General features: G+C 74.1%; 19 protein-coding genes. 9 read left to right on the forward strand and 10 right to left on the reverse strand.

Features of this window, described 5'->3' with window-relative positions:
- Positions 1 to 461, forward strand: a 461-nt coding sequence (locus RIM90_RS17985; RefSeq protein ID WP_309061728.1) for a DALR anticodon-binding domain-containing protein, incomplete at its 5' end; no start/stop codon positions are given.
- 92 nt (positions 462 to 553) lie between these two features.
- Here the strand turns inward: RIM90_RS17985 and RIM90_RS17990 are convergent.
- Positions 554 to 997: a peptidoglycan-binding protein gene (locus tag RIM90_RS17990; protein WP_309061729.1), complete on the reverse strand. Its 444-nt coding sequence runs from the start codon at positions 995 to 997 to the stop codon at positions 554 to 556.
- Positions 998 to 1,284: 287 nt separating this feature from the next.
- On the opposite strand from RIM90_RS17990, the gene RIM90_RS17995 reads away from it, so the two are divergent.
- Both RIM90_RS17995 and RIM90_RS18000 read left to right on the forward strand, forming a co-directional pair.
- Positions 1,285 to 2,157, forward strand: a complete 873-nt coding sequence (locus RIM90_RS17995) for a peptidoglycan-binding protein (protein ID WP_309061730.1) — start codon at positions 1,285 to 1,287, stop codon at positions 2,155 to 2,157.
- Entirely contained in the window at positions 2,154 to 2,996 is an 843-nt protein-coding gene (locus tag RIM90_RS18000) for a helix-turn-helix domain-containing protein (protein ID WP_309061731.1), read from the forward strand. The genes RIM90_RS17995 and RIM90_RS18000 overlap by 4 nt, the downstream gene beginning before the upstream one ends.
- 53 nt (positions 2,997 to 3,049) lie before the next feature.
- Here RIM90_RS18000 and RIM90_RS18005 read toward each other — a convergent pair whose 3' ends face one another.
- On the reverse strand, positions 3,050 to 4,267 hold the full coding sequence (locus tag RIM90_RS18005; protein WP_309061732.1) for a PLP-dependent aminotransferase family protein: 1,218 nt from the start codon (positions 4,265 to 4,267) through the stop codon (positions 3,050 to 3,052).
- Positions 4,268 to 4,375: 108 nt separating this feature from the next.
- Complete coding sequence (locus RIM90_RS18010) at positions 4,376 to 6,010, reverse strand: helix-turn-helix domain-containing protein (RefSeq protein ID WP_309061733.1); 1,635 nt, start codon at positions 6,008 to 6,010, stop codon at positions 4,376 to 4,378.
- Positions 6,011 to 6,223: 213 nt separating this feature from the next.
- Here RIM90_RS18010 and RIM90_RS18015 point away from each other — a divergent pair, with 213 nt between their 5' ends.
- Entirely contained in the window at positions 6,224 to 6,970 is a 747-nt protein-coding gene (locus RIM90_RS18015) for a DUF4232 domain-containing protein (RefSeq protein ID WP_309061734.1), read from the forward strand.
- A gap of 102 nt (positions 6,971 to 7,072) precedes the next feature.
- On the opposite strand, the gene RIM90_RS18020 is transcribed toward RIM90_RS18015, so the two are convergent.
- Complete coding sequence (locus RIM90_RS18020; RefSeq protein WP_309061735.1) at positions 7,073 to 10,348, reverse strand: BTAD domain-containing putative transcriptional regulator; 3,276 nt, start codon at positions 10,346 to 10,348, stop codon at positions 7,073 to 7,075.
- 91 nt (positions 10,349 to 10,439) lie between these two features.
- Here RIM90_RS18020 and RIM90_RS18025 point away from each other — a divergent pair, with 91 nt between their 5' ends.
- Positions 10,440 to 11,495 (forward strand): NADP-dependent oxidoreductase, encoded by a 1,056-nt coding sequence (locus RIM90_RS18025; protein ID WP_309061736.1) that lies wholly within the window; start codon positions 10,440 to 10,442, stop codon positions 11,493 to 11,495.
- Between the two features lie 87 nt (positions 11,496 to 11,582).
- Here the strand turns inward: RIM90_RS18025 and hemB are convergent, their stop codons facing one another.
- Positions 11,583 to 12,575, reverse strand: a complete 993-nt coding sequence (gene hemB / locus RIM90_RS18030) for a porphobilinogen synthase (protein ID WP_309061737.1) — start codon at positions 12,573 to 12,575, stop codon at positions 11,583 to 11,585.
- 224 nt (positions 12,576 to 12,799) lie between these two features.
- On the opposite strand from hemB, the gene RIM90_RS18035 reads away from it, so the two are divergent.
- Positions 12,800 to 14,179, forward strand: a complete 1,380-nt coding sequence (locus RIM90_RS18035) for an FAD-binding oxidoreductase (RefSeq protein WP_309061738.1) — start codon at positions 12,800 to 12,802, stop codon at positions 14,177 to 14,179.
- A 115-nt stretch (positions 14,180 to 14,294) separates the two neighbouring features.
- Positions 14,295 to 14,822, forward strand: a complete 528-nt coding sequence (locus RIM90_RS18040; protein ID WP_309061739.1) for an SMI1/KNR4 family protein — start codon at positions 14,295 to 14,297, stop codon at positions 14,820 to 14,822.
- Between the two features lie 2 nt (positions 14,823 to 14,824).
- Here the strand turns inward: RIM90_RS18040 and RIM90_RS18045 are convergent, their stop codons facing one another.
- Positions 14,825 to 15,253: an ATP-binding protein gene (locus RIM90_RS18045; RefSeq protein WP_375165472.1), complete on the reverse strand. Its 429-nt coding sequence runs from the start codon at positions 15,251 to 15,253 to the stop codon at positions 14,825 to 14,827.
- A gap of 164 nt (positions 15,254 to 15,417) precedes the next feature.
- Here RIM90_RS18045 and RIM90_RS18050 point away from each other — a divergent pair, with 164 nt between their 5' ends.
- Complete coding sequence (locus tag RIM90_RS18050) at positions 15,418 to 16,251, forward strand: helix-turn-helix transcriptional regulator (protein ID WP_309061740.1); 834 nt, start codon at positions 15,418 to 15,420, stop codon at positions 16,249 to 16,251.
- Positions 16,248 to 16,454 (forward strand): DUF397 domain-containing protein, encoded by a 207-nt coding sequence (locus RIM90_RS18055; RefSeq protein WP_309061741.1) that lies wholly within the window; start codon positions 16,248 to 16,250, stop codon positions 16,452 to 16,454. The genes RIM90_RS18050 and RIM90_RS18055 overlap by 4 nt, the downstream gene beginning before the upstream one ends.
- 120 nt (positions 16,455 to 16,574) lie before the next feature.
- Here the strand turns inward: RIM90_RS18055 and RIM90_RS18060 are convergent, their stop codons facing one another.
- From RIM90_RS18060 to RIM90_RS18075, 4 genes are read right to left on the reverse strand one after another with little or no spacing between them, the layout of a single operon-like run.
- Positions 16,575 to 18,290, reverse strand: a complete 1,716-nt coding sequence (locus tag RIM90_RS18060; protein WP_309061742.1) for a bifunctional uroporphyrinogen-III C-methyltransferase/uroporphyrinogen-III synthase — start codon at positions 18,288 to 18,290, stop codon at positions 16,575 to 16,577.
- Positions 18,287 to 19,282, reverse strand: coding sequence for a hydroxymethylbilane synthase (gene hemC / locus RIM90_RS18065; protein ID WP_309061743.1), 996 nt, complete (start codon positions 19,280 to 19,282; stop codon positions 18,287 to 18,289). The genes RIM90_RS18060 and hemC overlap by 4 nt, the downstream gene beginning before the upstream one ends.
- Positions 19,279 to 20,973, reverse strand: coding sequence for a glutamyl-tRNA reductase (locus RIM90_RS18070; RefSeq protein ID WP_309061744.1), 1,695 nt, complete (start codon positions 20,971 to 20,973; stop codon positions 19,279 to 19,281). Before RIM90_RS18070 ends, hemC begins: the two co-directional genes overlap by 4 nt.
- Positions 20,970 to 21,746 (reverse strand): redox-sensing transcriptional repressor Rex, encoded by a 777-nt coding sequence (locus RIM90_RS18075; RefSeq protein ID WP_309061745.1) that lies wholly within the window; start codon positions 21,744 to 21,746, stop codon positions 20,970 to 20,972. Before RIM90_RS18075 ends, RIM90_RS18070 begins: the two co-directional genes overlap by 4 nt.
- Between the last annotated feature and the right edge of the window lie 312 nt (positions 21,747 to 22,058).

The following is a 22,058-nucleotide window of genomic DNA, read 5'->3' on the forward strand; positions in this document are numbered from 1 at the left end:
TGGGCATCGGCGCGGTGAAGTACGCGGACCTGTCGACGTCGGCGAACCGGGACTACAAGTTCGACCTGGACCAGATGGTCTCGCTGAACGGCGACACGTCCGTCTACCTCCAGTACGCCTACGCCCGGATCAACTCGATCCTGCGCAAGGCCCCCGAGGGCGTCCGTCCGGCGGCGCACCCGGAGCTGGACCTGCACGAGGCGGAGCGGGCGCTCGGCCTGCACGTGGACGCGTTCGCGGAGGCGGTGGCGGAGGCGGCGCGGGAGTACGCCCCGCACAAGCTGACGGCGTACCTGTACCAGCTGGCGTCGCTGTACACGTCGTTCTACGACAAGTGCCCGGTGCTGAAGGCCGAGTCGCCCCAGCAGGTGGAGAACCGTCTGTTCCTGTGCGACGTGACGGCCCGGACGCTCCACCGGGGCATGGCCCTGCTGGGCATCCGGACGCCCGAGCGGCTCTGAGGCCCACGCGGACACGCACGCACGCGGCCCGTCCTCTCCCCCGGTGGGAGGACGGGCCGCGGCGTGTCCGAGGGCCGGTGGCCGGCTCAGCCCTAGGCGTTGGCGAACCGCTTGAACGCGGCCTTCGTGCCCGCGCCGGCGATGCCGTCGATCTTGCCCTTGTAGCCCCAGCTGTCCTTCAGCAGGCGCTGCAGCGCCTTCACCGTGTCGGGGCCGACGATTCCGTCGATCGAGTCGTTGTAGCCCCAGTACTTGGCGAGGCACCGCTGGAACGCCTTCCAGCTGTTGGTGCCGAGCTTCCCGTCGATCGAGCCGTTGTACTTCCAGTACGTCCGCAGCCAGCGCTGGACGTTCTTGGCCTGCGCGGTGCTCAGGCCCAGGTTGTTCACCGCGAGCGGTGCGGCGGCCTCGGCGCTCGCGACCGCCTTCGTGTCCTGCGCGGGTGCCGCGACGGCGGTGCCCGCCGCCGCCAGGCTCCCGGCGGCGATCCCGACGGCGGTCGTGAGACCGACGAGAGTCCTCGTCATGGTGCGCATGTGCTTCCCCCTTCACTCGGTCGGTGCCGGCCGCGTCGACCGGCTCGCCACCGAGACTGCGGGACCGGGCCCGGCACTCGCCACGGTCGCCGCGGAAGTGACGTCGTCCCGGGACGTCCCACTCGCCGGCCTGCGGTGACACGGTCCGCCGGGACGGTGCGGCGGGACGGGTGCGACGGGCGGTGGCCGATTTGGTACGGGTACGGGAACCGCCGTCCCGGGCGGGCCGTGGATGCTGGTGCAGAATGCGGCGGGGGGACCGGACCACGGACGCGAGTGGGGGAAGCATGTCGCGTTGGAAAGGGCTGTCCGAAGAACTCGACCCGCGAGTACGGCACTTGGTCGTGTGCTTACGCCGGGTCAAGGACCACAGCGGGCTGAGCATGCGTCAGCTCGCGGCGAAGACGGGGTACAGCGCGTCGTCGTGGGAGCGGTATCTGAGCGGCAGATCGCTGCCGCCCCGGGAGGCCGTCGAGGCGCTCGCCTCGGTCACCGGCGAGGACCCGGTCCGCCTGCTGGCGCTGCGGGACGTCGCGGCGGCGGCGCGGACGGGAGGGCGTACGGCCACGGCGCCCGGGGAATCGGCACCGGCGGCACCGGAGACGACGACCGGGGAAGCCGGGCCGGGGACGACCACCACGGCGTCCACGGAGACGGCGCCCGAGACGGCACCGCGCACGACGACGGGACCGGCGACGGTGGCGACGGAGGGGCCCGGACGTCGTGGTTCCGTCCGGATCGCGGTCGCCGCCGGTGTCGTGGCGCTCGTCCTGGCGGTCTCCTCGGCGGTGGTCCTGGTCGCCCGGCTCGCCGAGGACGGCGAGGAGCGGGCGCAGCCACCGCCGGTGTCGCCGACCGCACCGGCCGGGGCCGCGTCCGTGTCGTCGGCCCCCTCCTACACCTGCCGTGTCGAGCGGATCGCCGGGCGCTGGTACGCGGGGCTCAGCCGTACCCGGGACGCGATCCTGCTGAACGGCCACGCCGGGACGCAGGTCGCCGAGGCGCAGTGCCTGCTGCGCAGGGCGGGTTACTCACCGGGCGACATCGACGGCATCTACGGCCCGCTGACCGAACGGGCCGTCAAGCGGCTGCAGAAACGCGCCGGCCTGGTCGTGGACGGCATCGTCGGCCCGCACACCTGGGGGGCCTTGCGGGGATGACGCCGTCACCGGAGCGCGCGGAGCTGACCGCCGCCCTGCGGGACCTGAGGCAGCGCACCGGTCTGAGCCTGACGGGCCTGGAGGAACGCACCCCGTTCAGCAGGTCCTCCTGGGGCCGCTACCTCAAGGGCGAGACGCTGCCGCCCCGCGAGGCCGTGCGGGAACTGTGCCGGCTGGCGGGCGAGCCGGACCGACGCTGCCTGGCGCTGTGGGAGATCGCGGAGGCGGCGAGCAGCGGACGCGCCGCCCACGCCCCGCCGGACGAGCCGGCACGGGAACGTGACGAGCCGGCAGGGGAACGTGTCACCCCGCCGGCCACGCCGCCACCCGACGGGGTGAACCGGATCCGGCCGTGGCGCATCGCGGTGATGGTCGTGGCCGCCCTGGCCGTGCTGGCCGGGGCCGTGGCGGCGGCCGCCCTGCTGTCGCCGGACCGGTCCGCCGAGACCGCCCGCACGCCCCCGGACTCCCGGACCGCCCTGCCGCCGCCCCGCTGCCGGGACGCCTCCTGCGAGGGCAAGGACCCGATGAACATGCTCTGCGGCACCGGCCCGGACACCCTCGGCTCGTACCGCACGGCCGCCGGAGCCCGTCTGGAGCTGCGCCACAGCCGGCGGTGCGGGGCGAGCTGGGCCCGCATGTGGGCCACCGAGGTGGGCGACCGCATCGAGATGACCGCGACCGGCCCGGTCCGCTCCGCCGAAGTGACGGACGCCCTGGACGCGCGGGTCTACCTCTACACCCCCATGACGGCGACGGCGCCGGGCACGGTCGTACGGGCCTGCTTCCACCCCGCGGCAGGGGCGGAACGGGAGTGTTTCGAGGCCACCGTGCGCTGAGGGGAGCTGAAGAGGAGAGCCGGGGGAGCCGAGGGGAGGGGGAACGGCCGGTCCTAGCCGCGCAGCCCCGCCCCCAGCCTGCGCAGCCCCTCCGCGATCTCCTCCGGCGTCTGCGTCACGAAGCACAGCCGCAGCGTGGCGCGGTCCGGGTCGGCGGCGTAGAAGGGGGCGCCGGGGACGTAGGCCACGTCCTGGCGGACCACCTGCGGGAGCAGTGCCGTGGTGTCGTACGCCTCCGGCAGACGGGCCCAGAGGAACATGCCGCCCTCGGGCCGGTTCCAGGTCGAGCCGTCCGGCAGCGCGGCGGCGAGCCCGGCGAGCATGGCGTCGCGCCGTTCGCCGTACACGCCCGCGACGCGCCGGACGTGGGCGTCCAGGTCGTTGTCCGCCAGGTAGCGGGCGGCGGCGAGCTGGTTGACGGTCGGGGTGTGCAGGTCGGCGGCCTGCTTGGCGACGGCGCAGGCGCGGCGCAGCGCGGCGGGCGCGCGCAGCCAGCCCAGCCGCAGCCCGGGTGCCATGACCTTGGAGAAGCTGCCCAGCAGCACCGTGCGGTCCTCCGCCCCCGGGTGGGCGGCGATCCACGGCACCCGTTCGCCCTCGTAGCGCAGCTCCCCGTAGGGGTCGTCCTCGACGATCCACAGCCCGCGCCGGGCGGCGACCTCGGCCACGGCGGCACGGCGTGCGGCGGGCAGGGTGCGGCCGGTCGGGTTCTGGAAGGTGGGCACGGTGTAGAGCAGCTTGGGCCGCTCCCGGATCACCAGTTCCTCCAGCGCCTCGGGGTCGAGCCCGTGCTCGTCCCCGGGCACGGCCACCACCCGTGCCCCGGCGAGGCCGAAGGCCTGGAGTGCCGCCAGGTAGCAGGGACTTTCGACCAGGACCGTGTCGCCGGGTTCGAGCAGCGCGGTGGCGAGGAGGGAGAGCGCCTGCTGGGAGCCGGTGGTGACGAGCAGGTCGTCGGGGCCGGTGGGCAGTCCGCGCGCGGCGGTGCGTTCGGCGAGCGCGGCCCGTAGCGCCGGTTCGCCCTCGGTCGTGGAGTACTGCAACGCCCGCGCGGGCGTCTCGGCGAGCACCGCCCGGTACGCCGCCGCGATGCCGCCGGCGTCGAACAGCTCCGGCGCCGGCAGTCCGCCCGCGAAGTTGATCACCTCGGGGCGGGCGGTGACGGCCAGGATGTCGCGCACGGGCGAGCCGCCGACACTGCGCGCTCGCGCGGCGAGCGGCGGCGTGGGGGCGGCGAGGGCGGTGGGGGGAGCGGGCTCGGTGACGGTCATGACACGGCTCCTTCGGCAACGATGACGACGCGTGCCCGCAGCCTAGGCAAACTGCGTGCCCTCTACATGTGACTTTCCGCGATCCGGACACCGGACGGCGCGTCCGGCTCAGGTGCCCTCGAAGTGGTCCCAGGAACTGCCGCCGAGCATGTAGCCGTAGTAGTCGGTCCCCGAGGCGCTGGTGCGGAACGGCTTGCCGTGGTCGTCGATGCGGATCGTGCCCTTCCGGGACCCGCTGGACCAGTCGAGCTCCAGGTACCAGCGGACGTCGTGCCCGCCGGTGTGCGCGGTGACGTAGAAGACCTCCGGGTCGGACTCGTTCACCGAGTAGGGGAAGTCCCGTTGTCCGTTGACCGGTTCGGCCAAGGGGTTGCCGAGGTCGAGCGACACGTCGAACGCCTTGGTGTTCACCTGGCCGCCGCAGCCGACGCCCATCGCGTACTTGTTCCAGGTGAGCGGTGCCCCCTTGCCCACCACGCGCACGTGCAGGTCCCGGAGGACGACGGTCTCCTCGCCCGTGCCCTGCAGGGTGAGCGCGACCGTCTGCCGGTCGGCGGAGACGGCGTCGAGCCCGGCGGCCCAGCCGACCGCGTCCTGCTGCGGGGGCGGCTCCGGCACGTTCTGCGGGCTGCGGTCGACCAGGAAGCTGTGGTCGCAGGGGGATTCCCAGTAGTACGGCGTGGTCTGGACGGTGACCGGCACGACCCCCTGTCCCGTGGTGTCCCGGTCGGCGGAACCGCCGCCCTTCCCGTCCCGGGCGGCCCCGGGACCGCCCGGCGTCGCCCCGCTCTTCCCGGGACCGGAGGCGGAGGCGGACGGCGAGGCCGACGCGCTCGCGCTCGGGGAGGCCGACCGCGCGGTCCCCGACGGCGACGCGGACGCCGAGACGGAGGCGGCGTCCCCGGCGGCTCCGGCGGCCTCGGGGGAGCCGTCCCGGCCGGCGTCCCCGTCCGGAAGCAGGGTCGCGCCGAGCACGACGGCGGTGACGAGGGTGATGGCCGTCCCGGCGTACAGCGCGGCCCGCCGCGACGGCCGGCGCCCGCCCGCCGGCGCACCGCCGCGGACCTCACCGACCACGGTGACGACCTGGTCCTCGGCGGACCCTCCGGAGCCGGGGGCCGCGTCGCCGGGCGGCTCGGTCCCGACAGCCGACGCCTCATGCGCGGGGACGGAGGACTCGGCCCCGGCCCCGGGAAACTCGCCCGCGGCACCGGAGGACTCGGTCCCGGCACCGGAAGACCCACCCGCAGAGCCGGGGGACTTCACCCCGGCACCGGCAGACCCACCCGCCGAGTCGGAGGGACCGGCCTCGGCGCCGGACGGCTCACCTGCGGCGCCGGGGGACTTGGTCCCGGCGCCGAGGGGTTCGCGCCCGGCTTCCGGGGATCCGTCCGCGGCCGTCGGGGACGGGCGTTCGGGCTCCGGGGAGGTGCTCTCGTCCGCCGGAGCCACCGACCGGTCCTCCCCCTTCCCCTCCCCCTTCGCCCTGTTGTCCTCCTTCACGCCCCGCAGGGCGTCCGCGCGGATCCAGCGGCGGTGGAGTTCCAGTAACTCCTCGGGGGTCGCCCGGCACAACCGGGCCAGGCGTTCGGCCGGTGCGAACTCCACCGGGACGACCTCTCCGCTGACGTACCGGTGGAGCGTCGACGCACTCATGTGCAACCGCTTGCCCAAGGCCCCGTAGCTGAGGCCGGAACGCTCCTTCAGCTCCCTCAACAGCCCCGCGAAATCGTCCCCCACCATCGTTCCTCCCACTCCCCGCATCCCCGTGCCGCGTCCCAGCGGGACGACGTTCCCCCAGCTCAGAGCCGTTTTCGGCATTCCATTGTCCCGCATACCCCGGCATCGCTGGCGACCGGGACGGAGCGTGTCGCACGCTGTGGTCATCCAAGCAGCCGCTCCCGCCGACCGGTTGAGCGGCCGTCACTCTCCAGCCACTTCCGAAGGAGCTCCACCATGTCCGCACGCACCGCCCGCACCCGCCTGTTCGCCGTGTCCACCGTCGCGCTGGCCGCGCTGGCACTGACGGCCTGCGAGGGCGGGTCGGACACGGGCGCCGACAGCCCGGCCTCGTCCACGACCGCCACCGCCACCGCCACCGCCGAGGCGAAGCCGTCCACCGGAGACTCCGCCGGCACGGCCGGCGGCACCGGCACGGACGGCACGGGCGCCCAGGGCGACAAGGGCAGCTCGTCCGGCTCCTCGGGCACCGGCACCGGGAAGGGCACCCCCGCCGGCACCGGTGGCAGCAAGGAGAACGGCACCGGCACCGGAACCGGCAAGCAGGAGGACGGCATCCCCGGCGAGTGCTCCGCGTCCGACGTGAGGATCACCGCCGCGAAGGTGAAGCGCCCGCTCAACCACCTGCTGCTGACGGCCACCAACACCGGCTCGAAGACGTGCTACCTGCCCCCCTACCCGCAGGCGAGGTTCGGCGAGGCCCAGTCCGTGCCGCCGGTCTTCGAGGAGACCCACCCGCAGGCGCCGACGACCCTGAAGCCCGGCAAGTCCGGTTACGCGGGCGTGCTGCTGTCGGCCGGCGACGGCAGCGCCGAGAACGGTCACACGGTGAACACCCTCACGGTTCCGTTCGACGACGGCTCGATCGCCACGGTGAGCCTGCCCTCCGACGGCGTCCACGTCGACGACGCCCTGAAGGTCACCTACTGGCAGACCAGCGTGGACCACGCCCTCTTCTACTGAGGGCTCCGCCGAAGCCCCGTACGCCCGTCCCGGCCGGTCGCACCCCCGCCGGCCGGCTCCGGGCCGCAGGCCTGCGGCCCGGAGCCGGCGCGGGGTGCGGCCTCACCCGTACGACGCCGCCGCGTCGAGCAGCCGTGTCCGTTCCCCGGCCGTGAGGGCCCGCCCCCGTGCGAACGCCGCCGCGAAGCCGGGCTCGCCCAGGGCCTCACGGGCGCGCCCGGCCGCACGGTCCACGTCGGCGCGTTCGGCCGGGGGCAGGGGTGCGCCGACGGAGTCCCGGACGGCGGCCGCCGTACCGAGCAGGGACGCGGCCTCCTCGGGCCGGCCGGCCGCCGCCCGCGCGCCGGCCAGCCCCTCCAGGGCGAGCGCCACCGCCCGCGGGTCCCCGCTGCGACGCGCCGCGGCGAGCCCGTCCCGGTGCAGTTCCTCCGCACGCCGCGCGTCGCCGCGCTGCTCGGCGGCGTAGCCGAGCTGCGCGAGGACCAGCGCGGCGCCCGTGTCCACACCGAAGCGCCGGTTCCACTCGAGCCAGGGCCGCAGCAGCGCCTCGGCGGCGTCGAGGTCGCCCCGGCGGCGGGCACCGAGGGCCAGACCGTTCTCGGCGAACTGCTCCGCGGTGCGGTGCGACTGCTCCACGGCGAGCCGCCGGGCCCGCTCGTGCAACTCCGCGGCACGGGCGTCGTCACCGGTCAGCAGCGCGATGCGGCCGAGCCTGGCCAGCCGGAAGGAGACGTGCGACCACAGCTGGAGCTCCTCGGCGCCGCGTACGCCGTCCTGGTGGAGCCGGGCCGCGGCCGCGTAGTCGCCGGTGACCTCGGCGACGACGCCCAGCTGCTCCGACGCCTGCAACTGGCCCCACCGGTCACCGACTTCGGCGAAGATCGCGGCACTCGCCGCGGCGTTGCGCCGGACCGCCGCGAGGTCGCCCTCGTAGAGCGCCTGGGTGGCGAGCGTGCTGAGCGCGGCGGCTTCGCCCCAGCGGTCGCCGGCCTCGCGGAACTCGGCGGTCAGTGCGTCGAAGGAACCGCCGTCCTCCGTCGGCTCGCCGAAGCCGCAGCGCGCGAAGGCGAGCAGCCACCTGCCCCAGGCGTCCGCGCCCTCGAAGGACTCGTCCGCGGTCGGGTCGTCCCCGGTGAAGAGGGCGAACACGGCTCGTCTGACGCGGGCGGAGGCGAGGGCGGGGCCGGTGTGGGCCGCCGCCGTGCCCGGTGCGCGGTCCGCTGCGAGGGCACCCCCCGGGTCCGCGCACTCCACCGCGTGCCGCAGCGACCTGACCGCCTCGCCGAAACGCCCGCGCAGGTACCAGTACCAGGTCAGCGCGTTGACCAGCCGCAGCCCGGCACCGCCGTCCCCGGCCGTCACGGCGCGGTCGAGGGCCGCGCGCAGGTTCAGCGTCTCGGCGTCCAGGCGGTGCAGCCAGTGGCGCTGGTCGCGCCCGTGCAGCAGGGGCGCCGCCCGCTCGGCGAGACCGGTGTAGTGGAGGACGTGCCGTCGCAGGGTGTCCTTGGTCTCGCCCGCCTCGTCGAGCCGTTCCAGACCGTAGGCGGCCACCGATTCGAGCAGCCGGTAGCGGGGACCGTCGAGGTCACCGGAGCCACCGGAGCCGTCGGCGCCGTACGCCGGAACGATCAGGGACCGGTCGACGAGCCGGGTGACGACGTCGAGCACGTCCTCGGCCCGTACGTCCGCGTCGCCACCGGCATTCCCCACGTCCCCCGCGTCGCGTACGGCGCACACCGCCTCCGCGGACTCCGCGGTGAACCCTCCGGCGAACACGGCGAGCCGCCGCAGCACCGTCCGCTCCGGCGGGGACAGCAGCTCCCAGCTCCAGTCGATCATCGCGCGCAGGGTGCGCTGCCGTGCCGGGGCGTCCCGGCGGACCTGGTGGAGCAGCCGGAAACGGTCGTGCAGGCGGGCGGCCAGCGCGTGCACGCCGAGCGCGCGGACCCGGGTCGCGGCCAGTTCGAGGGCGAGGGGGATGCCGTCGAGACGCCGGCAGATGAGGGCGACGGCCTCGGCGTTCCCGGGCTCGAGCGCGAAGCCGGGCGCCGTGGCCGCGGCCCGCGCCGCGAACAGCTCCACGGCCTCGGCCTCCGCCAGCGGCGCGACGTCGTCCAGGACCTCGCCGGGGACGGCCAGCGGTTCCTGGCTGGTGGCGAGGACGCGCAGGCCGGGCGCGCCGCGCAGGAGCCGGCCGACGAGCGCGGCGACGGGCCCGACGACGTGTTCGCAGTTGTCGAGGACGAGGAGCAGCCGACGCGTCCTGAGCGCTTCGGCCAGCCGGTCCGGCACGGGGTCGCCGCCCGCGTCGCCGCCGGGCATCCCCGGTGCGGCGTCGTCGCGCACGTCGAGCACGGCCGCGACGGTCTCGGCCACCTCGCCCCTGGCGCCGGCGAGTTCGACGAGCCAGACCCCGTCGGCGTACGCGTCGCCGTCCGCCAGGCGGGCCGCCGCCTCCAGCGCCAGCCGGGTCTTGCCGACGCCACCGGGTCCGGTGAGCGTGACCAGCCGGTGCGCGCCGACGAGTTCGCACACCCGGTCGACCGCGTTCCGCCGGCCCACCAGTGAACTCACCGGCGCGGGCAGGTTCGTGCGCGGCCGGGCGGTGGTGGCGGGCGCGGAGCCGGGTCCGAGTCCCGGGTCCTGCCGGAGCATCGCCCGGTGGAGTGCGGCGAGTTCGGGAGCGGGGTCGATGCCCAGCTCCTCGGCGAGCCGCAGCCGCAGGACCTGGTAGGCCTCCAGCGCCTCGCTCTGCCGTCCGGCCCGGTAGAGCGCCCGCAGGTGGACGCCGCGCAGCCGCTGCCGCAGCGGGTGCTCCGCGACCAGCGGACCCAGCTCGTCGGCCAGCGCCTGGTGTTCGCCCAGTTCCAGCCGGAGTTCGGCGAGGTCCTCCTGTGCGGTGAGCCGCTGTTCCTCCAGCCCGGCGACGGCGGCCTGGACGAAGGCGGCGTCCCGGAAGTCGGCGAACGCCGCGCCCCGCCACAGTCCCAGCGCCTCCGACAGCGACGACGCCTTCGTCCGGGGATCGCTCTCCCGCCGCGCCCGGGCCGTCAGCCGTGCGAACCGCCCGGAGTCCACCGCGTCCTCCGGCACCCGCAGCACGTAGCCCGCCGGGCCGTACCCCACCAGCGCGCGGCCGCCCTCCTCGGCCCGTTCGAGCGCACGGCGCAGCTGGGACACCTTGGTCTGCAGGCTGTTGGAGGGATTCCCCGGTGCGTCCTCGCCCCACAGGTCGTCGACCAGCCGGTCCACCGGCACCGGACGCCCGTGGTGCACCAGCAGGTCGGCGAGCAGTGCCCGCACCTTGGGTTCGGCGACGGGGACGAGTGCCCCGCCCTCGGTCCGCACCCGCAACGGTCCCAACACGTCGAAACGCATGCCTCACGCTAACGCGTGCCGTCGGCCGCGCGTGCGCGCTCCGTGAGCGGTCCGTCAGCGGTCCGTGCGCGCCCCCTTGCACGCTGCTCCCATGACGACGACTTCCCGTGGGACGACCACGACCGAGACGACCACGATCACCTCCCGCGAGATCCGCCTCGCCGCCCGCCCCGTGGGCGAACCGACGCCGGGGAACTTCGCATTGGCCACCACCGGGGTCCCCGAGCCCGGCGAGGGCGAGATCCTGGTCCGCAACACCTGGATGTCCGTGGACCCGTACATGCGCGGCCGGATGGACGAAGGACACTCGTACATCCCGCCCTTCGAGCTCGGCGCGCCCCTGGAGGGCGCCGCGATCGGCGAGGTGATCGCCTCCCGTGCCGCGTCGGTGCCGGTCGGCGCGACGGTCTCGCACTTCCTGGGCTGGCGCGAGTACGCGGTGCTGGACGCCGGGGCGGCGACGGTGGTCGACACCTCCCTCGCCCCGCCGGAGGCGTACCTCGGCCCGCTCGGCACCACGGGCCTGAGCGCCTACGTCGCCCTGACCCGCACCGCCCCCGTCCGCCCCGGCGACGTCGTGTTCGTCTCCGCCGCGGCCGGCGCGGTCGGCAGCGTCGCCGGGCAACTGGCCCGGAAGCTGGGCGCGTCCCGGGTGATCGGCTCGGCGGGCGGCCCGCTCAAGACCGGGAAGCTCATCGACGCCTTCGGTTTCGACGCGGCCGTCGACCACCGCCGGGGCCGCCTGGCCGAACAGCTCGACCGGGCCGCCCCCGACGGCATCGACGTCTACCTGGACTCGGTGGCCGGCGACCACCTCGAGGCGGCCATCGGCGCGATGCGCGCGGACGGCAGGATCGCGCTGGTCGGCGCGATCAGCACGTACAACGCCACGGAACCGGTCCCCGGCCCCGTCAACCTCTTCGACGCGGCCGCCAAGGAGGTCACGCTCCGCGGGATGGTGATCAGCCGCCACCTGGACCTGTTCCCCGAGTGGATCGCCAAGGCCGCGCCCTGGCTCGCCGACGGCACCCTGCGCACCGAGACGACCGTCGTCGAGGGCATCGAACGGGCACCCGACGCGTTCCTGGGCGTGATGCGCGGCGCCAACACGGGCAAGATGCTGGTCAGGCTCGGTGAGACCCGATGACCACCACGTCCCGGCCCGAGCCCTCCGGGGCCGGGCACGCCCGCGCGGGGCCCCGGCCGGGACGGGCCGGGGCCCCGCGGCGCGAGGTCAGCGCAGGAGGCGGGCCACTTCGGTGGCCCAGTAGGTGAGGATGTTCCGCGCCCCGGCCCGCTTGATGCCGGTCAGCGTCTCCAGGATCGCCCGCTCCCGGTCGATCCAGCCCTTCTCGGCGGCGGCCTCGACCATCGCGTACTCACCGGAGATCTGGTACGCCGCCACCGGCACGTCCACCGCGTCCGCGACCCGCGCCAGGATGTCCAGGTACGGGCCCGCCGGCTTCACCATCACCATGTCGGCGCCCTCCTCCAGGTCGAGCGCCAGCTCGCGCATCGACTCGCGGACGTTCGCCGGGTCCTGCTGGTACGTCTTGCGGTCGCCCTGCAGCGACGAGGCGACGGCCTCCCGGAACGGCCCGTAGAAGGCGGAGGCGTACTTGGCGGTGTAGGCGAGGATCGCCACGTCCTCCCGCCCGATCTGGTCGAGGGCGTCGCGGACGACGCCGATCTGCCCGTCCATCATCCCGCTGGGGCCCACCACATGGGCGCCCGCGTCGGCCTGCACCTGCGCCATCTCGGCGTACCGCTCGAGCGTGGCGTCGTTGTCGACCCGCCCCTGCTCGTCCAGCACCCCGCAGTGCCCGTGATCCGTCGTCTCGTCGAGGCACAGGTCGGACATGACGAGCAGTTCGTCCCCGACCTCGGCCCGCACGTCCCGGAGGGCGACCTGGAGGATCCCGTCCGGGTCGGTCCCCGGCGTCCCGAGGGCGTCCTTCTTCGACTCCTCCGGCACGCCGAACAGCATGATCCCGGAGATCCCGGCCGCCACGGCCTCCGCCGCCGCCTTCTTCAGGCTGTCGCGCGTGTGCTGCACGACGCCCGGCATCGCCGCGATCGGCACCGGTTCGCTCACGCCCTCCCGCACGAAGGCCGGAAGGATGAGGTCGGCGGGGTGCAGCCGGGTCTCGGCGACCATCCGACGCATGGCGGGGATGGTCCGCAGACGCCGCGGTCGCGTGCCGGGAAAGGATCCGTACGTCGTCATACCACCTACGCTACGCCCGCCCCACCCGTGCCTTTGCCGACGCGGAGTCGGCGGACCGCGCCCGCGTGCGCGCCTCCGGCCGGGGGACCATGCTGGTGGGAAGGGGCCCGCACGACCGGCCCCGCCCGAGGACGGACCCCGACGACCGCTCGCCTCCCGCCGCATCACGACGCCCGACCAGCAGTCCGCCGCCGTCCCTCCGTATGCGCGCCACGGAGGACGCAATGACCGCCACGCACCACACCCCCGACCTCTTCGCCCTCTCCGAGATCCGCGGCCCGGTACTGCGTCCCGGCGACGACGGCTACGCCGAGGAGGTCACCGGCTTCAACCTGGCCGCCCTGCGCACCCCCGACGTGGTCGTGGGGGCGGCCGGCGCCGACGACGTCGTGACCGCGCTGCGCTGGGCGTCGGCCACCGGTACGCCGGTCGCCGTCCAGGCCACCGGCCACGGAGCCAACTTCCCCATCGACCACGGGCTGCTGATCAGCACCGCCCGCATGACCGACGTACGGGTCGACCCGGAGCGGCGCACCGCGACCGTCGCGGCGGGCGCGAAGTGGCGGGACGTCCTGGCCGCGTCCGCACCGCACGGGCTGGCCCCGCTCAACGGCACGTCCACGGACGCGGGCGCGGTCGGCTACACCGTCGGGGGCGGCCTGCCGGTGCTCGGCCGGACCTACGGCTACGCCGCCGACCTGGTCCGCTCCTTCCGGGTCGTCACACCGGGGGAGGGCACTCTGTGCGAGACGGACCCGGCCCACGAGCCCGAGCTCTTCTGGGCGCTGCGCGGCGGCAAGGGCAACGTGGGCGTGGTGACGTCACTGGTCACCGAGCTGCTGCCGCTGCGCACGGTGTTCGGCGGCGGGCTCTACTGTCCCGGCGAGCACGCCGAGGCCCTCCTGAAGGCCTGGGCCGAGTGGACGCGGACGGTGCCGGAGGAGATGTGCAGCGCGTTCGGCATCCTGCGGCTGCCGCCCATCCCGCAGCTCCCCGAGCCGCTGCGCGGCGGCTTCTGGGCCCGGGTCGCGATCACGTGGACCGGCGACCCGGCCGAGGGCGAGCGGCTGCTGGCCCCGATCCGCGCCGCCGCGCCGGTGACGGTCGACCTGGTGGAGGAGATGCCGTACACGGCCATGGACCGCATCTACATGGAGCCGCAGGACCCGCTCCCCGTCCGGGAGTCGTGTCTTCTGCTGCGCGAGCTGACGCCGGACGCGATCCGCGCCTTCCTGGACGAGGTCGGCCCCGGTGTTCCCGACTGTCCGCTGCTGGCCGTCCAGCTCCGCCACATGGGCGGCGCCCTGTCCCGCCCCGCGAGGACGCAGGACGCGATCTGCGCCCGCGACGCGCACCACCTCCTGGAAACCGTGGCGGTCCTGGCCGCCCCGCCGGCCGCCGAGGCGGTCGAACGCGCCACGGCCTCCCTGCACACCGCGATGGCCCCGTACGGCACGGGCCGCACGATGGTCAACATCCACGGCACCCCGGGCGACGCGACCGACCGCGCCCGCGCCTGGACCCCGGAGGTCCACGACCGCCTGCGCCGCGCCAAGCGGACCTACGACCCCCTCAACCTCCTCCGCTTCGGCCACACGGTGTGACGCCCTGACGGGACCGGGCACCACGCGGAGGGGCATGTCACCGGCTTCGGTGCCCCGTCACCCGGGACGTCCGCCTCCGGAGTCCGCTGTCAGTGCCGGAGGTTACGGTGCGCGGGTGAACCGGACGACCGATGACGACCGCACCCTTCCCCCCGCCCTCGCCGACCTGGCCCGCACGGAGATCGACTACGCCGACGGCGAGGGGATCGACTTCGAGCCCTACGACGCCTTCGACTCGGCCGAGGAGACCACCGACTGGCTGCGCCAGTGGACGGGGAACCCCGAACTCGACGGCGACGCCTACCGGGTGTTCGGGCAGAACGGCGCCGGCGGTCTCGCGGCCGTCTGGTACGGGCGGCCGGGCCGGCCCCTCGCCGAGCAGCCCGTGGTCTTCATGGGCTCGGAGGGCGAGTGCGGCGTGGTGGCCGGGAACCTCTCCGACTTCCTGTGGATGCTGGCCGACGGGTGCGGCCCCCTGGAGGCCGTGCTGTACGAGGACCGCGAGCCGCGCCCCGACGCGGCCCTCACCGCACTCGCCGAACGCCACGCCACCACCCCCCGGCGGCCGGCCCGCGCCGTCATCGCCGAGGCCCGCGCCGAGTTCCCGACCTTCACCGAGGACATCGACGCACTCTGCCGCTGAGGTCACCGGAAGCGGCCGAGCTCCAGCTCGGCCCACACGGTCTTGCACGGGAACGGCCCCGACGACACACCCCAGTCGTCGGCCGACTCCTCGACCAGCAGCAGGCCGTAGCCCGACTCGGCGGGCTCCGGCGGGGCGCTCCGGCGCACGGGGGCGCTCTCGCCCCTGGGGTCGGTCACCTCGATGCGCAGCACCCCGTGCGCGGTGACGGTGAGGGTGAGCCGGAAACTCCGGCCGGGGACGCGGCCGTGCACGGCGGCGTTCGCGGCGAGTTCGGCGACGATCAGCCGGGCCGGGTCCAACGGCAGTTCCCAGGAGCGCAGTCGCTCGGCGACGATCAGCCGGGCGAGACGGGCGCCCCGAGGGGTGGCGGAGAGCGACACGGTGAACTGGTGGAACGGGGTGCTCGGTGCGGTGATTTCCTGATTCACGTCACTCAGGGTGTTCACGCGTGCGTAGCTTGTGAAGACGGGCGGCCCGTGCGACCGGCGGCTGTCCGTGAGGTGTCCGGGTTTCGTCCGGGCTGCCCGGGGTGACCGGGCGCGGGCGGCCGGAGTTGGTCCGGGGAAGGGCGCGCGGCGGGAGGGCGACGGGCATGAGCGGGTGGGAAGCGGGGCTGGACGACGAAGAGGCCGGGGCCGTGATGCGGACGGTCGTACGGCAGTTGAAGCTGTGGCGCGAGGCGGCCGGCCTCACCCAGGCGGAGTTCGGGGCGGCGATCGGGTACGGGGAGGAACTGGTCTCCTCGGTGGAACGGGGGCGGCGGATTCCCCGGCCGGAGTACCTGGACGCGGCGGACGAGGTGTTGGGGGCGGGCGGGAAGATCGCTGCGATGAAGGGGGACGTGGCGGAAGCCCGGTACCCGAAGAAGGTACGGGACGTGAAGCGACTGGAGGCGGAAGCCGTCGAGATCTGCTCCTACAACAACTCCGTCATCGACGGGCTGCTGCAGACCGAGGCATACGCGCGGGCCGTGTTCGGCTCCCGGCGACCACAGTTCACGGAAGAGGAGTTGGAGCAGCGGGTAGCCGCTCGCCTGGATCGTCAGGAGATCTTCTGCGCCCCGACCACTCGCCCGCTCCTCAGCTTTGTGCTGTGTGAAGCAACGCTGCGCCGCTTGATCGGGGGCAAGATGGTGATGCGCAACCAGCTCGAACGGCTGTCGGAAGTGGCCCGGTTGCGGAACGTCGATCTACAGGTGTTGCCTCTGAGCCGGGAGGAGAACTCGGGTCTCGGCGGCCCCTTCCGACTGCTCAAGCTCAAGGACGGGACGGCTGTGGGTCTGAACGAAGTCCAGCTCACCAACCGCGTGATCACCGACCCGAAAGAGACCACGGTCCTCGACATGCGCTATGGGATCATCCGGGCGCAGGCTCTCACACCACGAGAGTCGCTGGCCTTCATCGAGAAAGTGCTGGGAGAGTCATGACCCTCAAGCCCTCTGACGGAGCCGACGGCAAGCTGGAGTGGATAAAGAGCAGCTACAGCTCGGACGACGGTCCGTCCTGCGTCGAGGTCGCCACCGCTCCGGCAACCATCCACGTCCGCGACTCCAAGAACCCGAACGGTCCCCGCCTCGCCCTCACCCCCACCACCTGGGCGGCCTTCCTGCCGTACGCCTCCGGGCACTGACGGAGCGAACACGCGCCCCTCGGCCGCCCGCCCCCGAACCACGACGCGCAGCGGCGGGGCGCGCCGTCACGGCACGCCCCGCCACCACCTCACGCGTACGGCCTCACACCGCCGGACGGCTCACGTCGTCGACCGGCGCCTGCGCGCCCCCGGCCGCCGCTCGCTCGGCCGGGTCACCGGGTCGCCCGCCTCCAGCGCGGCGGCGCGGCGCCGCGCGCCGAAGTCGGCCAGGGCCTCCGCCAGCTTGTGGACGGACGGCTCCGGGGCCATGACGTCGACCCGCAGACCGTGCTCCTCGGCCGTCTTGGCCGTGGCCGGGCCGATGCAGGCGATGACCGTCACGTTGTGCGGCTTGCCCGCGATGCCCACCAGGTTCCGGACCGTCGACGACGACGTGAACAGCACCGCGTCGAAGCCGCCGCCCTTGATCGCCTCGCGGGTCTCCGCCGGCGGCGGCGAGGCGCGCACGGTCCGGTACGCCGTGACGTCGTCGACCTCCCAGCCCAGCTCGATGAGACCGGCGACCAGCGTCTCCGTGGCGATGTCCGCCCGCGGCAGGAAGACCCTGTCGATCGGGTCGAAGACCGGGTCGTACGGCGGCCAGTCCTCCAGCAGGCCCGCCGCCGACTGCTCACCGCTCGGCACCAGGTCCGGCTTCACGCCGAAGGCGATCAGCGCGTTCGCCGTCTGCTCCCCGACCGCGGCGACCTTGATGCCGGCGAACGCCCGCGCGTCGAGCCCGTACTCCTCGAACTTCTCCCGCACCGCCCTGACCGCGTTGACCGAGGTGAACGCGATCCACTCGTAGCGGCCCGTCACCAGACCCTTGACCGCCCGCTCCATCTGCTGGGGCGTGCGCGGCGGCTCGACGGCGATGGTCGGCACCTCGTGCGGCACGGCCCCGTACGACCGCAGCTGGTCGGAGAGCGACGCCGCCTGCTCCTTGGTGCGCGGGACGAGGACCTTCCAGCCGAACAGCGGCTTGGACTCGAACCACGCCAGCCGGTCGCGCTGGGCGGCGGCGGAACGCTCACCGACCACGGCTATCACCGGCCGGCCGCCGTCCGGGGACGGCAGCGCCTTCGCCTGCTTCAGCGTCTGCGCGATCGTGCCGAGCGTCGCCGTCCAGGTGCGCTGCCGGGTCGTCGTGCCGGCGACGGTCACCGTCATCGGGGTGTCGGGCTTGCGTCCGGCGGACACCAGTTCGCCCGCCGCGGCGGCGACCGAGTCGAGCGTGGTGGAGACGACCACCGTGCCGTCCGACGCCCCGACCTCCGTCCAGCACCGGTCGGAGGCCGTGCGGGCGTCCACGAACCGCACGTCCGCGCCGTCGGCGTCCCGCAGCGGCACACCGGCGTACGCGGGCACGCCGACCGCCGTCGCGATGCCGGGGACGACCTCGAAGGGCACCCCGGCCGCGGCGCACGCCAGCATCTCCTCGGCGGCGTACACGTCGAGCCCGGGGTCACCGGTCACCGCACGCACGACCCGCCTGCCGCCCCGCGCGGCCTCCATGACAAGATGTGCGGCATCCCTCACCGCGGGGACAGCGACGGTTGTTGACGCGCCATCGATGACCGTCAACTGGGGCGTGCCCGTGCCCGGAACGGATGACGCGGAGGAAACCGACGCGTCCGTGTCCGTGTGCACCTCGGCGACGCCCTGCCTGGCGTGCGGACGGACGACGTCGAGCACCTCGTGCTCGGCGACGAGGACGTCCGCGTTGGCCAGTGCTTCCACGGCGCGCAGGGTCAGCAGTCCCGGATCCCCGGGTCCGGCACCGAGGAAGGTGACGTGCCCGTGTTCCGGAGGGGCGGGAAGGGTGGTGGGGCTCAAAGTGCTCGCTCCCCCATCAGACCGGCCGCGCCCTGTGCCAGCATCTCGGCGGCGAGTTCGCGCCCGAGCGCCATCGCCGCCTCGTGCGTCCCGGGCACGGGACCGGTGGTGGACAGCTGCACCAGCGTGGAGCCGTCGGTCGTGCCGACGACGCCGCGCAGGCGCATTTCCTTGACAGTCTGCCTGTCGGCCTGGGGGTCCCCCCGCTCGAGCGGAGCCGAGAGTGGGGGAAGGTCGGCCAACGCGCCCACGGGGGCGCTGCAGCCGGCCTCCAGGGCGGCGAGCAGGGAACGCTCGGCCGTCACGGCGGCCCGCGTGAACGGGTCGTCGAGCTCGGCGAGCGCGGCGATCAGGTCCGCGTCGTCCGCGGCGCATTCGACCGCCAGGGCCCCCTGGCCGGGGGCGGGCAGAACCGTGTCGACCGACAGGAAGTCGGTCACCTCGTCGCTGCGGCCGATCCGGTTCATCCCGGCGGCGGCCAGCACGACGGCGTCCAGCTCACCGTTACGGACGTATCCGATCCGGGTGTCGACGTTCCCGCGGATCGGCACCGTCTCGATGTCCGTGCCGTGGGCGCGCGCGTACGCGTTCAGCTGCGCCATGCGGCGCGGCGAACCGGTGCCGACGCGGGCGCCGCGCGGCAGGTCGGTGAGCTTGAGCGCGTCGCGCGTGACCAGCACGTCGCGCGGGTCCTCGCGCACCGGTACGGCGGCCAGGACCAGTTCGTCGGGCTGCGCGGTCGGCAGGTCCTTCAGGGAGTGCACCGCGAAGTCCACCTCGCCGCGCGCCAGCGCCTCCCGCAGCGCGGCCACGAACACGCCCGTGCCGCCGATCTGCGCCAGGTGCTCGCGCGAGGTGTCGCCGTACGTGGTGATCGGGACGAGCTCGACGGGCCGTCCGGTCACCTGGCTCACGGCTTCCGCCACCTGCCCGGACTGGGCCATGGCGAGCTTGCTGCGCCTGGTCCCCAGCCTCAGTGCCTTCTCAGTCATGCCGGCCCTCGGTTCTCTGGGTTCTTCTCGGTGCTTTCCTCGGCGCGGGAGACGGAGGCCACCGTCTCGGGGTCGAGGTCGAACAGGGTGCGCAGGGCGTCGGCGTAGCCGGCGCCGCCGGGCTCGGCGGCGAGCTGCTTGACCCGTACGGTCGGGGCGTGCAGCAGCTTGTCGACCACCCGCCGCACGGTCTGCGTGATCTCCGCGCGGTGCTTGTCGTCGAGGCCGGGCAGCCGCCCCTCCAGGCGGGCGATCTCGCCGGCCACCACATCGGCGGCCATGGTGCGCAGGGCGACCACGGTCGGCGTGATGTGCGCGGCCCGCTGCGCCGCCCCGAACGCCGCGACCTCATCGGAGACGATACGCCGGACCTGGTCCACGTCGGCAGCCATCGGGGCGTCCGCGGATGCCTCCGCGAGCGACTCGATGTCGACCAGCCGCACCCCGGCGAGGCGGTGCACGGCCGCGTCGATGTCGCGCGGCATCGCGAGGTCGAGCAGGAACAGGACGGGCTCCGGACGCGGCGGCTCGGCCACCGGCTCCGGGCGGCGGAGTTCGGGGATCCGGCCGGCGCTCGACACGGTCGCGGCCAGCGCGCCGATCAGCTCGGCGTCGGCCTCGGGACCGCGCCTCCCGGCCTCACGGCGGTCGACGGTGCCGCCCGCCACCCACGCGGCGTGCTGCTCCAGCGTCGCCGCGTCCATGCCGGCGACGGCCGCCTCGCCCATCACGGAGAACCCGGGCTGCACGGCGGACAGGTCCAGCGGGCAGCCCTCCTCGGTGCCGACGGAGGTGGGCGGCGGCACCGCCTCCGCGCCCGGGACGGGTTCGGTGGCCGGCGGCTCTCCCGTACGGCTCTCGACTCCGGCGGCGATCACGTCGGCCGTCAGGACGAGCCCGGTCGCGCCGGTGCAGGAGACGACGACGTCTGCACGTGTCAGTTCGTCCGCCACCGCGTCCATCGGTATCGCACGGGCCCGTACGTCCGTGTCGTCGCCCTCGGTCAGTATCTGCGCGAGGCGCTCGGCGCGCTCCTGCGTGCGGTTGGCGACGACGATCTCGGCGACACCGGACCGCGCGAGGGTGGCCGCGGCCAGCGAGGACATCGAACCGGCGCCGATGACCAGGGCCTTCTTGTCCCGGGCCCAGCTCTCGACGGCCGTGCCGAGGGCGAGCTGCTCCAGGCCGAAGGTGACCAGGGACTGCCCGGCGCGGTCGATGCCGGTCTCGGAGTGGGCGCGCTTGCCGACCCTGAGCGCCTGCTGGAACAGGTCGTTCAGCAGCCGGCCGGCGGTGTGCATCTCCTGGGCGCGGGCGAGCGAGTCCTTGATCTGCCCGAGGATCTGGCCCTCGCCCACGACCATCGAGTCCAGTCCGCAGGCCACCGAGAACAGGTGGTGGACGGCCCGGTCCTCGTAGTGCACGTAGAGATAAGGAGTGAGCTCCTCCAGGCCGACCCCGCTGTGCTGGGCGAGCAGCGTGGACAGCTCGGCGACACCGGCGTGGAACTTGTCCACGTCGGCGTACAGCTCGATGCGGTTGCAGGTGGCGAGCACCGCGGCCTCGGCGGCCGGTTCGGCGGCGACCGTGTCCTGCGCCAGCTTGATCCGCGCGTCCTGGTTCAGCGAGGCCCGCTCCAGCACGCTGACCGGGGCGCTGCGGTGGCTCAGTCCGACGACGAGGAGACTCATGCCGGCATCACGGCGGGTACGTCCCCGTCGGGCCCCTGGTCGGTGGCGGACTCCTCGCGGGTGGTGGCGGGGACGGCGGCGGCCTGGGCGGTGACCTCGGCCGCGGCCTCCTCGCCGGCCTTGCGCTGCTCGTGGAAGGCGAGGATCTGCAGCTCGATGGAGAGGTCCACCTTGCGCACGTCCACCCCGTCCGGGACGGACAGCACGGTGGGCGCGAAGTTCAGGATGGAGGTGACACCGGCGGCCACGAGCCGGTCGCAGACCTGCTGGGCGGCGCCCGCGGGGGTCGCGATCACGCCGATCGAGACGCCGTTGTCCCGGATGATCGACTCCAGCTCGTCGGTGTGCTGCACCGGGATCCCGGCGACGGGCTTTCCGGCCATCGCGGGATCGGCGTCGATGAGCGCGGCGACCCGGAAACCACGGGAGGCGAACCCGCCGTAGTTGGCGAGCGCGGCGCCGAGGTTACCGATTCCGACGATCACAACCGGCCAGTCCTGGGTCAGGCCGAGTTCGCGGGAGATCTGGTACACGAGATACTCGACGTCGTAGCCGACGCCCCTGGTCCCGTAGGAGCCCAGGTAGGAGAAGTCCTTGCGCAGCTTCGCGGAGTTGACCCCCGCGGCGGCCGCCAGTTCCTCCGAGGAGACCGTGGGCACCGAGCGCTCGGAGAGCGCGGTGAGGGCGCGGAGGTACAGCGGAAGCCTGGCGACGGTGGCCTCGGGAATCCCTCGGCTACGGGTCGCCGGTCGGTGAGTTCGGCCAGTTGCCACGGTGCTCCTGCGGGTAGAGCGGGGCTTCAGGCGGTCATACGTCCCCGGACCGCCCCGTCGAATGCAGGCTATGTCTTTGTGAACGCGTGCACAAAGATGGTGTCCGATTTGCCCGGCCAACGTGACCGGGGTCACGCAACCTCGGCGCTGTCGCGTGGAACCGGCGCGTCCGCGCCACCGTTCCTTGGCTTCTGGGGGCAAAACCGCACACCTTCCTCTGTGAATCCCGCCCCCGAGACCAAGCCACCATCGATCCTAAGCGACTTTCCGGTCGGTTTGGACTGGCCGGTCAGTCGATCGTCCGCGTGACCC

Origin of the sequence: Streptomyces sp. (assembly GCF_031181555.1) — a bacterium.
Lineage (GTDB): Bacteria > Actinomycetota > Actinomycetes > Streptomycetales > Streptomycetaceae > Streptomyces > Streptomyces fimbriatus.

Excerpts from the sequence above, each read along its gene's own strand:
- hemB (WP_309061737.1), bottom strand. The coding sequence starts at position 12,575 with ATGACGACGTACGGATCCTTTCCCGGCACGCGACCGCGGCGTCTGCGG.
- RIM90_RS18015 (WP_309061734.1), top strand. The coding sequence starts at position 6,224 with ATGTCCGCACGCACCGCCCGCACCCGCCTGTTCGCCGTGTCCACCGTC.
- RIM90_RS18010 (WP_309061733.1), bottom strand. The coding sequence starts at position 6,010 with ATGGTGGGGGACGATTTCGCGGGGCTGTTGAGGGAGCTGAAGGAGCGT.
- RIM90_RS17990 (WP_309061729.1), bottom strand. The coding sequence starts at position 997 with ATGCGCACCATGACGAGGACTCTCGTCGGTCTCACGACCGCCGTCGGG.
- RIM90_RS18025 (WP_309061736.1), top strand. The coding sequence starts at position 10,440 with ATGACGACGACTTCCCGTGGGACGACCACGACCGAGACGACCACGATC.
- RIM90_RS18020 (WP_309061735.1), bottom strand. The coding sequence starts at position 10,348 with ATGCGTTTCGACGTGTTGGGACCGTTGCGGGTGCGGACCGAGGGCGGG.
- RIM90_RS18055 (WP_309061741.1), top strand. The coding sequence starts at position 16,248 with ATGACCCTCAAGCCCTCTGACGGAGCCGACGGCAAGCTGGAGTGGATA.
- RIM90_RS18005 (WP_309061732.1), bottom strand. The coding sequence starts at position 4,267 with ATGACCGTCACCGAGCCCGCTCCCCCCACCGCCCTCGCCGCCCCCACG.
- RIM90_RS17995 (WP_309061730.1), top strand. The coding sequence starts at position 1,285 with ATGTCGCGTTGGAAAGGGCTGTCCGAAGAACTCGACCCGCGAGTACGG.
- RIM90_RS18050 (WP_309061740.1), top strand. The coding sequence starts at position 15,418 with ATGAGCGGGTGGGAAGCGGGGCTGGACGACGAAGAGGCCGGGGCCGTG.
- RIM90_RS18070 (WP_309061744.1), bottom strand. The coding sequence starts at position 20,973 with ATGAGTCTCCTCGTCGTCGGACTGAGCCACCGCAGCGCCCCGGTCAGC.
- RIM90_RS18035 (WP_309061738.1), top strand. The coding sequence starts at position 12,800 with ATGACCGCCACGCACCACACCCCCGACCTCTTCGCCCTCTCCGAGATC.
- RIM90_RS18000 (WP_309061731.1), top strand. The coding sequence starts at position 2,154 with ATGACGCCGTCACCGGAGCGCGCGGAGCTGACCGCCGCCCTGCGGGAC.
- hemC (WP_309061743.1), bottom strand. The coding sequence starts at position 19,282 with ATGACTGAGAAGGCACTGAGGCTGGGGACCAGGCGCAGCAAGCTCGCC.